This is a genomic window from Gilliamella sp. B2717 (assembly GCF_026536675.1).
GTDB lineage: Bacteria > Pseudomonadota > Gammaproteobacteria > Enterobacterales > Orbaceae > Gilliamella > Gilliamella apicola_I.
In genome coordinates this window covers 150552-163661 of record NZ_JAFNNQ010000003.1, presented here as the reverse complement: position 1 = coordinate 163661, position 13110 = coordinate 150552, and the positions used below count along the sequence as shown (strand labels likewise).

Here is a 13110-nt window from a genome sequence, read left to right as displayed (position 1 = left end):
TGAATACGTGACAAACCAGTTAAGATGTTTAAATTTTTTGTAAGATAACTTTTGCCTAATGGTTATCTACACTGCAATTTTTAAAATATGTTATACTAGTGCTTTATTTAGATTGATAGAGAGTTTATTTTGCAACAGTCATTACAAGATTTCATTACAGATAAAATTGATGATTTAAAAGGCAAGGATATTGTCATTCTTGATGTGAAAGGTAAATCAAGTATTACTGATTATATGGTCATTTGCACCGGTACATCAAATCGTCACGTGTCTTCAATTGCAGGGCATTTAATTGATGAAGCTAAAAAGCATGGGTATCTTGTTTTAGGTAGTGAAGGACAAAGTGATGCTGACTGGGTTGTTGTGGATATGGATTCTGTGATTGTGCACATCATGCAAGAAGAAAGTCGTCAACTTTACGAACTTGAAAAACTTTGGGGTTAATTAGGTGAAAATACAGCTCATTGCTGTAGGCACTAAAATGCCTAATTGGGTCACAACAGCTTTTGATGATTATCGCTTTCGTTTTCCGAAAGATATGCCTTTAGAATTAATCGAAATACCGGCAGGAAAACGTACTAAAAATGCCGATATCGTTCGTATTTTAGATAAAGAAGGCGAATCGATGCTTAGTGCTTGTGGCAAAGGTAACCGTATTGTCACGCTAGACATTCCCGGTAGACCTTATACTACTCATAATTTAGCCGAGCAATTGGAACGTTGGAAGACAGATGGACGTGATGTCAGTTTATTAATTGGTGGGCCTGAAGGACTTTCACCAGCTTGCAAAGCAGCAGCAGAACAAAGCTGGTCATTATCCCCCCTTACCTTACCTCATCCTCTTGTTCGAGTTATTGTGGCTGAAAGCCTGTATCGAGCTTGGAGTTTAACCACTAATCATCCTTATCATCGTGAATAATGACAGAGTTTATCATGAGTGAAATTATCTTAGATCTGCAAGTAGCAACAACACAAACTGATCGCCTTCCCACTGAACAACAAATCATGCAGTGGTTAAACGTTATTCTGCCTCAATTTATGGATCAAGCAGAAATAACGATTCGTATTGTTGATGAAGCTGAAAGCCAACAATTAAATCATACCTATCGACAAAAAAATAAACCGACCAATGTGTTATCTTTTCCTTTTGAGTCGCCAATTGATATTGAAGTGCCACTTTTAGGTGATCTCATTATTTGTAAACAAGTCGTCGAAAAAGAAGCACAAGAACAACATAAATTATTAATTTCGCATTGGGCTCACATGATAGTGCATGGCTGTTTGCATTTACTCGGTTATGATCATATTGTTGACGAAGAAGCGGAAGAAATGGAAAGTATCGAAATTGATATTATGAAACAGTTAGGATTTGATGATCCTTATCAACCCATTGACTAATTAAAACAAATCATTACACTATTCTCATTCAATTTATAATTCACATTAACTAAGCTGAGTATAAAAATAATTTACATCATGCAAAATAACTAAGGAATCAAGCAAATGAGTGATGATAATCACCGGAGTCCTAAAAAAGGGTTTACTTTATGGTTAAGTCAGTTATTCAATTCAGAGCCCAAAGATAAAGAAGAACTGATTGAAGTAATTCGTGAAGCCGAAGAAAACGAACTGATTGATCCTGATACTCTCGACATGATCGAAGGAGTAATGGATATTGCAGAACAGCGTGTTCGCGATATTATGATTCCTCGTTCTCAAATTGTAACAATTAAAGATAATTACACGCTTGATGAGTGTTTGAATATTATTTCTGAACATGGACACTCTCGTTATCCTGTCATAAGTGAAGATAGAGATCACATTGAAGGTATTTTGTTAGCTAAAGATCTTCTTATGTTTATTCGTCAAGGTGTGGATAATTTTGATCTGAAAAAAATTTTACGCCCTACTGTTGTTGTGCCAGAAAGCAAACGTGTTGATCATATGTTGAAAGAGTTTCGAATGGAACGCTATCATATGGCTATAGCTATCGATGAATTTGGTGGTGTTTCGGGCTTAGTCACCATTGAAGATATTTTAGAGTTGATTGTTGGTGATATCGAAGATGAATTTGATGAGATTGAAGATCGTGATATTCGTCGCTTATCCCCTCAAGTCTATACTGTTCGAGCACTGACACCTGTTGAAGACTTCAACGATGTTTTTAAAACCGATTTTAGTGATGAAGAAATGGATACCATTGGGGGGTTAGTCATGCAACATTTTGGACGTTTACCCTTACGAGGCGAAAGTATCACTATTGATGGTTATCAATTTAAAGTGACCATTGCCGATCGTCGACGGATCATTCAGCTTCATGTCACTATTCCTGAAGGGGCAACCGTTCCTAATCTAGAGTTATCTGAAAATGCTTAAACATCTGGCATTAGCTATAATTTTCGGGAGTATCGCTGTTTTTAGCTATGCTCCTTTTCATATTTGGCCTTTAGCATTTATATCCTTTGCAGGACTGTTATGGCTTCTAGCTGATAAGTCTAAAAAGCAAGCGATGCTGATAGGGCTTTGCTGGGGAATCGGCTATTTTACAGCCGGTGTGCATTGGATTTATATTAGTATTAAACAGTATGGCGAATTGCCATCATCTGTGGCATTAATCATTTTAGGATTTTTGATCCTTTACCTGTCACTATATCCAATGCTTTTTGCGCTATTACTTAGCTGCTTAAAACGATTTGCACCGCCGTTTTCATTGAAACAGCTAGTCTTTGCTGCTCCTATTTTTTGGCAATTAACTGAATTTTTACGTGGTTATATTTTAACTGGTTTTTCATGGCTTGAGTTAGGTTACAGTCAACTTGACAGCCCATTACGAGCTTATTTTCCCCTTATTGGTATAAATGGTGTGACATTATTAACCACCATTTTATGTGGTTTAATAACGTATTGTTTGTTTATACTTAAACAAAAAGCTTTCACAAAGCACTTTTTTGGTGCATTAATTGCACTTTTTACGATCTCGATTGCACCATTTTTATTCAATCAGATCAATTGGACTAAGGTAGATAATCACCGAGTAGCTAATTTTGCGTTGATACAAGGTAATATAGCACAATCATTAAGGTGGACTCATCAACAACTAAATCAAACTATTGATACCTATACCAAATTAACCAAAGCAAATTTTGGAAAAGATAAAATCATTATCTGGTCAGAAGCCAGTATTACAGATTTTGAAATAAATCAACAATCATTATTGCAGTATCTTGATAATCAAGCCAGAGCAAATGAGACAGAAATCGCCGTTGGTATCATCGATTATCGTTTCAATGGAGGAAGATATGATGATGACGGTAATGTTTATAATACGCTACTGGTATTAGGTGATAAAACACCTTATGAATATCCAACCAATAATCGGTATCAAAAACACCACTTAGTGCCATTTGGTGAATTCACTCCATTGGAAGCCGTACTTAAACCGATTACGAATCTATTGGGTATTCCCATGTCATCGATGCAATCAGGTGACATAAAGCAAGCACCATTAATAATGAAAGGGTTTAAATTTACTACTGTGATTTGTTATGAAGTGATTTTGTCTGATTTAATGTGGCAAAATTTTTTAGCTGATACTGACTTTTTACTGACCGTTTCTAATGATGCTTGGTTTGGTAACAGTATTGGGCCTAAGCAACATCTTCAAATGGCACAAGCCAGAGCATTAGAGTTTGGTCGTCCTTTGATAAGGAGTACCAATAATGGCATCACAGCCATTATCGATCATCATGGTAAAATCATCCAACAATTACCCCAATTTGAAACATCAGTGTTATCTCAAACCTTATCCCCTACAATCGGTTTAACACCTTATGCAAGATGGGGAAACAGACCTTATTTAATTATCATGCTTCTTATGACACTTCCTTTTTTTATAAAAAAAAGGAAGTCATGTTGAGACTGGCATAATTATTGCTTAAATCTAACTAATTCTGATTAAAATTACTTCGTTCAGTTGTGACAAAATTTTGGTCACAATTGTTCGCATCTAGCTCCAATGATATATAAATAAACAGTAAAAAGTACTTTTATAGTAAAAAATAAGTTATAATATACGCCCTTTGTAAAAATATTAAATATATTTAATATGATACAAATTAAACAGTAGGAGATGAGTATGAACATAAAAACAAAATTAACCAAATTAGTGTTATCATTTGCAATGTTAGGTCTAATAAGTGGTTCAGCAGTTGCTGAAGAACTGACTGGCACATTAGCCAAAATTAAAGATAGTGGTGTGATTGTTGTTGGTCATCGTGAATCTTCTATTCCATTTTCCTACTATGGTAAAAACCAAGAAGTGATTGGCTATTCACAAGATTACTCTAACTTGATTGTTGACGCCGTCAAAAAAGAGTTAAATATGCCTGATCTTAAAGTAAAATATTTACCGGTTACCTCTAAGACACGTATACAATTACTGAATAACTACACATATGATTTTGAATGTGGTTCAACAACCAATAATCTTGAGCGTCAAAAAACGGTTGGTTTTTCAAATAGCATCTTTATTGTTGGTACACGTTTTTTAGTTAAAGCGGATAGCAATATCAATAGTATTGAAGACCTTAAAGGTAAGAACGTTGTAACTACAGCTGGAACAACGTCAGAAATTCGTTTAAATCAAATCAACAATAAGGAAAAATTAAATATTCGTATTATTACACCAAAAGATCATGGTGATGCTTTTAATGCGCTTGAAACCGGTCGAGCAGCAGCATTTTTAATGGATGATGCATTATTAGCAGGAGAGCGTTCTCGTGCCATTAATCCAAGTGAATGGAAAATTATTGGCGAACCACTTTCATATGAATCTTATGGTTGTATGTTAAGAAAAGGTGATGTCCAATTTAAGCAATTAATGGATAAAGCAATTGCTGATGCTCAAACATCCGGAAAAGCATTAGAATCATATAACAAATGGTTCACTCAACCAGTGCCACCAAAAGGGGCCAATATGGAACTTGAAATTTCACCAAAAATGGTTGAGTTATTTGCAAATCCTAATGATAAAGCATTAGATTAACACTTTTCTTCTCTTTCTAATCCCATGTACTAAATGTGAAAACATTTAGTACATAATCTAATTTATGTGAATTAAATATATTATGAGTTTTAATCGAATACTAGCTTTGGAACCTTTTACAGCCTTTTGGAAACATCTTTGTGATTCCATAATGAGCTTTAATTGGATGCTATTTTTTGAACCGACACCTTATGGAGACGGTATTTACTTAAACTGGCTACTCGATGGCGTTTTTGTGACAGTTTCGTTAGCAATCACCGCATGGATCATTGCATTTATACTAGGATCATTGGTTGGTATTTGCCGAACATTAGACAACAAGCTGTTAAACAAGTTTGCTGCTTGCTATGTCCAGCTATTCCGTAATATTCCTTTATTGGTACAAATGTTTTTATGGTATATGTTATTTCCTGAATTATTAAGCGGAAGTTTCAAAACATGGTTTATGTCTGAACTGTCCCCTAATATCAGTGCGTTTATTACCGCTGCAATTGCGTTGGGATTATTTACCTCTGCACGTATCGCTGAGCAGGTAAGAACAGGTATTCAAACATTGCCAAAAGGTCAACGATATGCGGCAATTGCTCTTGGTTTAACAAACAGACAAGCGTATTGTTATATTTTATTACCGAATGCTTATCGGCGCATCATTCCGCCATTAACTTCCGAGATGACCAATATTATTAAAAATTCATCCGTTGCTTCTACAATTGGGTTGATCGACTTAATTGGACAAATCGAACGTATCAATGATGCAACAAACTGTATTATTGAAGTGTTATGTGGCGTAACGCTTGCTTTCGTGTTGATAAACTATGCGGTTCTTTTCATTATGCGAAATGTTGAAAAACACATGCGTTTACCAAATATGAGTCAAGGAGGATAATATGCAGTTAATTAATTGGATTGCCGATATCCCTTCATTGGTCATTGAAAATTATCCATTATTATTAAGTGGATTATGGTTAACAACCAAAATTACTTTTATTGCCGTTGTTTTTGGTATAGTTTGGGGAACGGTACTGGCGTTAATGCGTCTATCAAATATTAAAATATTGAATGTTTTTGCCAAGTGCTATGTCAATTTATTCCGTTCCATTCCACTTTTATTAGTGCTGTTATGGTTCTATTTGGCACTACCACAGGTTATTAAACATTTGTTTAATCTTCCTCCTTATGCAGATGTGCGTATTGCTTCGGCTATGATTGCTTTTGCGCTTTTTGAAGCCGCTTATTATTCTGAAATTATTCGAGCAGGAATTAGCGCTGTTGCTAAAGGTCAATATCATGCTGCTTATGCTTTAGGAATGACAAAAAGCCAATCCATGCGTTTGATTATTTTACCTCAAGCATTCAGATCAATGATTCCATTACTGTTAACTCAAGGAATTATTTTATTCCAGGATACGTCTTTGGTTTATGTAATGAGCTTAATTGACCTGTTTGGTGCAAGTGTCACTCAAATTGGTAGTGTGCAAGGCGGCACAGTCAAATATTCTATGATTATTTTTGCAGCAGCAATTTATTTTATAATTTGTTTTACTGCTTCATGTTTAGTTAATTATTTCAAAAAAGGGATAAGTCGATGATCTCCTTAGAAAATGTATCAAAATGGTATGGACAATTTCAGGTATTAAAAAACTGTACTACACGAGTTGGTAAAGGTGAAGTTGTCGTGGTTTGTGGTCCTTCTGGATCAGGTAAGTCAACGCTGATTAAAACGGTTAATGGTTTAGAGCCCGTACAAAAGGGTAAAATTATTATTGATGGCACTGAAGTGACCAGCAAATCAACTAATCTAGCAAAATTACGCTCTAAAGTCGGGATGGTGTTTCAGCATTTTGAACTGTTCCCACATTTAACGATTTTAAAGAATTTGACGTTAGCTCAAATCAAAGTGTTAAAACGATCTGAAAAAGAAGCGCGTGAAAAAGCATTATCATTGTTAGATCGTGTTGGTTTACTTGCACATGCCAACAAATATCCTGCGCAACTTTCTGGCGGTCAACAACAGCGTGTTGCCATTGCACGTGCACTCTGTATGGATCCAATTGTCATGTTGTTTGACGAACCGACTTCAGCACTTGATCCTGAAATGGTTAATGAAGTGTTAGATGTCATGGTCGAACTAGCTTATGAAGGCATGACCATGATGGTGGTGACCCATGAAATGGGCTTTGCTCGAAAAGTGGCACATCGTGTTATCTTTATGGATGCTGGCGAGATTATTGAAGATACATCTAAAGAGCAATTCTTTAGTAACCCAGAATCAGATCGTGCTAAAGACTTTTTAGCGAAGATTATTCATTAATATATAAAAAAGCACCAGCTATTATTAGTTGGTGCTTGCTTAATCTACTTTTTAATTCTTTTACTTTTGCGAATAATTTGTTATTTGTTTAACTAATCCACTTTCCCGATGTATTTGACTTTTAACTACCCGCTCTAAAATTTTTGTATCAGCGTAAATGGATACTGACTCTTTAGCCCTAGTGATTGCAGTATAAAGTAAAGAGCGATTTAATAACGGTGAGAATTCAGTAGGTAGTATTATATTTACATGATCAAATTCAGAACCTTGTGATTTGTGTATTGTCATTGCATAGGCTGTTTCATGTTCAGGTAGTCGATAAGGTGAAAAGCCTTTAATTATGCCATCCGAAAAAGGAAAATAGACTCGCAATTTAGAACTATCATGTTTTGCATTTAGTGTAATTCCTATATCACCATTGTATAAACCTAACGATGTGCTGTTACGTAAAATCATAACTGGTCGACCGATATACCATTGTTCACGTTGCTTTAAATTAATCAATTTATGTTTAGCTAGTAGCATTTCAATTTGTTTATTTAATCCTTCTACGCCAAATTTTCCTTCACGTACAGCACATAATAAACGGCATTGAGCAAATTTAGCCAAAACAGCAGCTATATCATTATTTGAGTGATGCCTAATGGCATTTAAGTAATCTTTATAATGTTCAACACAGTCTTCTAAAAGCGCTTGGTAGGTTTGACGTGATGAAAGTTCATAATAACTAACATCTTGCAAAGTATTATCAGCAAGTAGCTTTTTAACATTATGATACTGCCCTTCTTTTACTGCATTTGCTAACAATCCAATACCGGATGACTCGTTAAATCGATAACTTTTTTTCAGTAAACAGATGCTATCAGCGATTGTTGTTACTGGTTGGTTGGTAATTGGGATGGTATAGCCGGTTAACTTGCTTAGCTCATCGGCTCTTGATTGGCTGTACCCATTTGAAATAAAGTGACATAAGTCTCCAAAGACCGCTCCGGCCTCAACTGATGAAAGTTGGTCTTTGTCACCTAATAAAATTAGTCGAGCAGAAGCAGGTAGGGCTTCAATAATTCTCGCCATCATATTGAGATCAACCATTGAGGCTTCATCAATTACAAGAACGTCGATATGTAATTGGTTATTCTTGTTATAACTAAACGAGCGATTATCAGTTTTTGCGCCCAATAGTCGATGAAGTGTTACTGCTTCGGTTTTAATATTTAATGATTCAAAAGATAGCTGTTCAATTGCTCGCCCTAATGATTCTGTTAATCGAGATGCTGCTTTGCCGGTTGGCGCAGCTGCTACTATTCGCATTGCCGGGTTGTTTAATACTATTCCTGCTAGGATTTTAGCTACGGTAGTTGTTTTACCTGTACCCGGCCCACCAGAGATGATGGCAACTTTTCGTGTTAATGCAACAGCAACAGCAATCTTTTGCCAGTCAATACTTGCGCTATTGTGAGAAAATAGTTGGTCGAGTATTTTTTTTAAATTGATGTTTGGCGTAATATCCAATTGAGTTTGATTGAAATAGCGCGCAACAAAACGTTCATCTAACCACATGCGTTGAAAATAGAGTTTGTTTTCAATAAAAACTAAAGGTGCTAGTTGATCTCCAAAACTGACAACATGTTTATTAGACGCTAACTTAAGTACATTAACCCAATCGTTATTCGTCGGTGAATTAAGTTCTGACCAGATTTGTGGCTCAATATTTTCTATTCGAGTAAGATCAAGGCACACGTGCCCTGCTCTTACTTCCATACTTAAGGATAAAACTAAAAAAGCAAAACGTTTAGCAATGACTTCATCTTCACAATCAATTTTATTAACCAAAAATTGAGCCAAATGAAGATCTAATAAACTGATCTGACTATTTTGCTTAAATTGTTCTAACCATGTAATTAACATACTTTATACTTTGTTTTATTCGGTTTATAAACCATATATATCTCGTTCTTTACCATCTGGATAAGTGATTTTAAAACTTAGATTAAGGTTTTTACTTTCACTTGGGTTTAAGGTGAATTGCCACGTTAATAATCCGGTTTGTTTGTCATATTTTGCGCCATCATATTTGGTATCATTAAGTGTTACCGCTTTATTTAAAATAACAGGTAGTTGATCCTTCACAATAATATTTATTGGCAACGCTTTGGTATTTTTGACCTCAATAGTATAAGCATATTTTTCTGAAACATCATCACCAAATAGTGTAGGCGTCGAGGTCTCTTTTATATTACGATTTCTGGAAACTAAGATATTTTTATCACGCCCTAATGAAAAATCCAATGAGCCTTTAGTATTTTTGGTTGAAATCATCGTTTCCCCCATAAAATTACCACTGAAAAAGATATTGGCTTTTCCTGATAATAAATTCAGCTTATCCCAATCACTTATTTGCGCTAGTAAGTATACGCTATTATTAAATTTAGGCATTGAAACATATTGGTAATTTGCTTTAACATCTTTAGTGTGTAATGTGATTATGTTATTTTTACTATCGTTTTTGATTGTATAAGGTAATTTAATATCAAATTGGGTATTGATACCTAATGTATTAACATTGCCAATTTGACTAGGATTAACCAATTTCGATTTGGCGTCACGTTCATAGTACTCTTGTTTTTCAGAGCTGGAAAAAAATAAACCGCTTTTTTCATTATAAACGTCAATATACCATGGATTAAAAACTGGTGGAGTAATATCTTTGCTCGGATTAGATGTCGATAAACTAAAATCAACATTTTGCCAATCTAAACCAGTGTTTTGGTGGATTTCTGCTTTATATGTTAATTGGAGTGGCGAATTGATATCCGCTACTCGCACATCATAAGCTGGTTCCCAACCTGCTTTAGTTGTGATATATGAAAGCGTGATAGGTAGCGTTATATCTTTGTCAGAAGCGACTTTGACTATAACAGCATTGTGTAGTTTTCCATTGTTAGTTTGCTTTTCATCTAGTTGTTTTTGATATTCGCTTATCTGCTCGTCTAACTGAACGACTTCTTTTTGTAATCGATTTTGTTCATTTAACGATGTGGTCATATTAGTTTTCACAAAATCTAATACATTTTTCATTGCTGTTAAGTCATCAGGTCCTTTTTTAGCTAAAGTATCTAAACGGTTACCTTGTAAAAGCAAAATTTGTTCCTTAACAGCTTTGAGTTGGATGTCTACTGTATCGCGCTTTTCTTGTAATTGTTTCTGTTTTTCAATAATTGATTGAATATCTTCGGCGTTACGAATATTAGCCAGATATTTATCATTAAATGATGTAGATAATACTCGGACATCACTATTATTACCAAAACCTACATTGATTGTATTTGGTTTAACCTCATTAGCAATACCTGTTAATACTATTTCACTTTCACCTTTGGTTAATGAAACAGTTGACTGACCTTGTAATTCTGCGCCCTGAATAAATAATGTCACTTTATTTAATTTAACGTTATTATCAGCCAAAGCACTTCCCGAAATTAATGCAATTGCTAATGCAATTTTTTTCATTGAATTATTTCCTCATATCATTCTGATTTTATGTATTAATTTACAAATTTTACTTAAAATGAAGATTGCCTATTTTTTAGGATTATAAAAGTATCCCCTATTTTATATTTAATTACTATTAGATTTAAATTAAAAAGATAAAATTATTTTAATTGTTTAATATATTGAACATTTAATAAAATTAGTATAAATTATGTTACAGATATAAAACACAAAAAAGAGAGGTGTTGCTATGAGTAATTTTAGCTATCTAAAACAGGCAATTAAGCGAAAAAATTTATCCCTACAAACCGTTGCCGATGCTTGTAAAATGACCAAAGGTTATTTAAGTCAACTTATCAATGATAAGGTTAAAAATCCTAGCGCACAAAAACTAAAATCCCTTCATCACTATTTACAAATTGAAGAATCGACGATAAATAAAAAAGTTGGTGTTATATTTGGTAAGTTTTACCCATTACATACTGGACATATTCATTTAATTCAACGAGCCATTAGTCAAGTCGATGAACTTTATGTTGTGCTCTGTTCAGATACTTTCCGTGATATGGCACTGTTTGAACAAAGTGCAATGTCTCGCCAACCAACAATTAATGATCGTATTCGTTGGTTACTGCAAACGTTTAAATATCAAAAAAATATCCATATTGAATTATTAAAAGAAGATGGAATTCCTGCGTATCCAAACGGTTGGCTTGAGTGGAGTGATCGTGTCAAAAAACTATTTAGAGAAAAAGGCATAAAACCTAATTGCGTCTATTCGAGTGAACCTCAAGATGTCGCTATGTATAAAGATTTATTCGATTTAGAAACAGTACTTATCGATCCAGAACGGAAATTTATGCAAGTCAGTGGGACTCAAATCCGTCAAGCACCGCTGCAAAATTGGCAATATATTCCGACTGAAGTAAGACCATTTTTTGTTAGAACCGTTGCTATTTTAGGCGGAGAATCCAGTGGAAAATCAACACTGGTTAATAAACTCGCCAATGTATTCAATACGACTAGTGCATGGGAATATGGTCGTGATTATGTATTTTCACAGCTTGGGGGGGATGAACGTGCTTTACAATATGCTGATTACGATAAAATCGCATTAGGTCACGCACAATATATTGATTTCGCAATAAAGCATGCCAATAAGGTCTCTTTTATTGACACTGATTTTGTCACCACTCAAGCTTTTTGTAAAAAATATGAAGGTAAAGAACACCCTTTTTTACAGGCGATGATCAACAACTATCGTTTTGATTTGGTGATACTGTTAGGTAATAACACGCCATGGGTTGCTGACGGACTACGTTCGCTAGGCAGTCCAAAACAACGTAAAGATTTTCAACAATTACTTATCTCAATTCTTGAAAAAAATAATATCAAATATATTCCAATTGATTCGCCTGATTACGAAGAACGCTATTTACGTTGTATTGAATTGGTTAATCAACTTATTAATGATAAAGAGTATTAATTATGAATAAATTAAGTCATCTTGCTATATTTATTGGACGTAATAAATTTTACCCTCTATTTTGTGTACTTTGTGTTACGTTAGCCTTTTTATATACTGATCCTTTTACCCATTTGAATTTACGTTATTTTGTCTCTTATGTTGGTGCTTTTTGTGGGCTACTATGTGTTATTTTATTGGCTAAACGCAAAAATATGGGAAATGTTATCGGTATGCTGGCAGTGGTTGCTGAATGTTATGCCAACTACTTGGGTAACAATATTGGTGCAGGCTTGCCAACTTTCTACTATTTTGGATCGCATATTGTTGGGTTAATCACTTGGGAAAAAAATCAAGACTCACATAAAAATGTTAAAGTGCGTTCGTTGAGTGAAAATGCTTTTCTATATACCCTGATTTTTTTAATCGCAGCAGTATTTTTCAACGTCTACTTAACCAACGCAATTGGTGTTGAAAATACCGTTTATCAATTAATTACAAACTGTTTTATCTTCGGATTAGGCGTTGTAGCTCAACTACTATTAATGATGCGTTATTCATTCAATTGGTATTTATGGGTGATATTAAATGTGTTAGTGATTGGGTTAAATATATATACAAATAATATCGTAATCGCAACGCAATACTTAATCTACCTGTTCAATGCCATTTACGGTATTTGTGAATGGAAACAATCTGAATCTAAACAAACGACCTAACATATTGTTTATCATTAGCAGATTGCTATTAAATGGATAATTTAATAATCAAAAAATAGAAAATAATAAACTTATTTTC

At 34.4% G+C, this 13110-nt stretch carries 13 protein-coding genes; 11 read left to right on the top strand and 2 right to left on the bottom strand.

Annotation, left to right across the window (positions count from 1 at the left end; all coding sequences use genetic code 11):
- Positions 1-126 precede the first annotated feature (126 nt).
- The 9 genes from rsfS (at position 127) to J3U35_RS01905 (ending at position 7355) form a co-directional block, all read left to right on the top strand.
- Positions 127-444, top strand: coding sequence for a ribosome silencing factor (gene rsfS, locus J3U35_RS01945; RefSeq protein ID WP_065559148.1), 318 nt, complete (start codon positions 127-129; stop codon positions 442-444).
- A 4-nt stretch (positions 445-448) separates the two neighbouring features.
- On the top strand, positions 449-919 hold the full coding sequence (gene rlmH / locus J3U35_RS01940) for a 23S rRNA (pseudouridine(1915)-N(3))-methyltransferase RlmH (protein ID WP_267351570.1): 471 nt from the start codon (positions 449-451) through the stop codon (positions 917-919).
- Positions 920-933: 14 nt separating this feature from the next.
- Entirely contained in the window at positions 934-1398 is a 465-nt protein-coding gene (ybeY, locus tag J3U35_RS01935; RefSeq protein WP_267351572.1) for an rRNA maturation RNase YbeY, read from the top strand.
- Positions 1399-1503: 105 nt separating this feature from the next.
- On the top strand, positions 1504-2376 hold the full coding sequence (gene corC / locus J3U35_RS01930; protein ID WP_267351574.1) for a CNNM family magnesium/cobalt transport protein CorC: 873 nt from the start codon (positions 1504-1506) through the stop codon (positions 2374-2376).
- Complete coding sequence (lnt, locus tag J3U35_RS01925) at positions 2369-3916, top strand: apolipoprotein N-acyltransferase (RefSeq protein WP_267359180.1); 1548 nt, start codon at positions 2369-2371, stop codon at positions 3914-3916. The genes corC and lnt overlap by 8 nt, the downstream gene beginning before the upstream one ends.
- Positions 3917-4135: 219 nt before the next feature.
- The gene (locus J3U35_RS01920; protein ID WP_267351577.1) at positions 4136-5044 is read left to right on the top strand and encodes a glutamate/aspartate ABC transporter substrate-binding protein; all 909 of its coding nucleotides are present in this window, start codon (positions 4136-4138) and stop codon (positions 5042-5044) included.
- A 151-nt stretch (positions 5045-5195) separates the two neighbouring features.
- Positions 5196-5930, top strand: a complete 735-nt coding sequence (locus J3U35_RS01915) for an amino acid ABC transporter permease (RefSeq protein ID WP_065559143.1) — start codon at positions 5196-5198, stop codon at positions 5928-5930.
- 1 nt (position 5931) lies between these two features.
- Entirely contained in the window at positions 5932-6633 is a 702-nt protein-coding gene (locus tag J3U35_RS01910) for an ABC transporter permease subunit (RefSeq protein WP_267351580.1), read from the top strand.
- A complete protein-coding gene (locus tag J3U35_RS01905) occupies positions 6630-7355 on the top strand; it encodes an amino acid ABC transporter ATP-binding protein (protein WP_065559141.1) in 726 nt (241 codons plus the stop codon). Before J3U35_RS01910 ends, J3U35_RS01905 begins: the two co-directional genes overlap by 4 nt.
- Before the next feature lie 60 nt (positions 7356-7415).
- On the opposite strand, the gene recD is transcribed toward J3U35_RS01905, so the two are convergent.
- Both recD and J3U35_RS01895 read right to left on the bottom strand, forming a co-directional pair.
- Positions 7416-9263, bottom strand: coding sequence for an exodeoxyribonuclease V subunit alpha (gene recD, locus J3U35_RS01900; RefSeq protein WP_267359176.1), 1848 nt, complete (start codon positions 9261-9263; stop codon positions 7416-7418).
- 24 nt (positions 9264-9287) lie between these two features.
- Positions 9288-10865: a DUF4139 domain-containing protein gene (locus J3U35_RS01895; protein WP_267359174.1), complete on the bottom strand. Its 1578-nt coding sequence runs from the start codon at positions 10863-10865 to the stop codon at positions 9288-9290.
- Between the two features lie 232 nt (positions 10866-11097).
- Between J3U35_RS01895 and nadR the strand changes: the two genes are divergently transcribed.
- Positions 11098-12333: a multifunctional transcriptional regulator/nicotinamide-nucleotide adenylyltransferase/ribosylnicotinamide kinase NadR gene (nadR, locus tag J3U35_RS01890; protein WP_267359172.1), complete on the top strand. Its 1236-nt coding sequence runs from the start codon at positions 11098-11100 to the stop codon at positions 12331-12333.
- Between the two features lie 2 nt (positions 12334-12335).
- Positions 12336-13031, top strand: a complete 696-nt coding sequence (gene pnuC / locus J3U35_RS01885; RefSeq protein ID WP_267351585.1) for a nicotinamide riboside transporter PnuC — start codon at positions 12336-12338, stop codon at positions 13029-13031.
- Positions 13032-13110 lie beyond the last annotated feature (79 nt).

Coding starts and splice junctions, on each gene's coding strand:
- corC (WP_267351574.1), top strand. CDS start 1,504: ATGAGTGATGATAATCACCGGAGTCCTAAAAAAGGGTTTACTTTATGG.
- J3U35_RS01905 (WP_065559141.1), top strand. CDS start 6,630: ATGATCTCCTTAGAAAATGTATCAAAATGGTATGGACAATTTCAGGTA.
- ybeY (WP_267351572.1), top strand. CDS start 934: ATGAGTGAAATTATCTTAGATCTGCAAGTAGCAACAACACAAACTGAT.
- nadR (WP_267359172.1), top strand. CDS start 11,098: ATGAGTAATTTTAGCTATCTAAAACAGGCAATTAAGCGAAAAAATTTA.
- recD (WP_267359176.1), bottom strand. CDS start 9,263: ATGTTAATTACATGGTTAGAACAATTTAAGCAAAATAGTCAGATCAGT.
- J3U35_RS01915 (WP_065559143.1), top strand. CDS start 5,196: ATGAGCTTTAATTGGATGCTATTTTTTGAACCGACACCTTATGGAGAC.
- J3U35_RS01895 (WP_267359174.1), bottom strand. CDS start 10,865: ATGAAAAAAATTGCATTAGCAATTGCATTAATTTCGGGAAGTGCTTTG.
- J3U35_RS01910 (WP_267351580.1), top strand. CDS start 5,932: ATGCAGTTAATTAATTGGATTGCCGATATCCCTTCATTGGTCATTGAA.
- lnt (WP_267359180.1), top strand. CDS start 2,369: ATGCTTAAACATCTGGCATTAGCTATAATTTTCGGGAGTATCGCTGTT.
- pnuC (WP_267351585.1), top strand. CDS start 12,336: ATGAATAAATTAAGTCATCTTGCTATATTTATTGGACGTAATAAATTT.
- J3U35_RS01920 (WP_267351577.1), top strand. CDS start 4,136: ATGAACATAAAAACAAAATTAACCAAATTAGTGTTATCATTTGCAATG.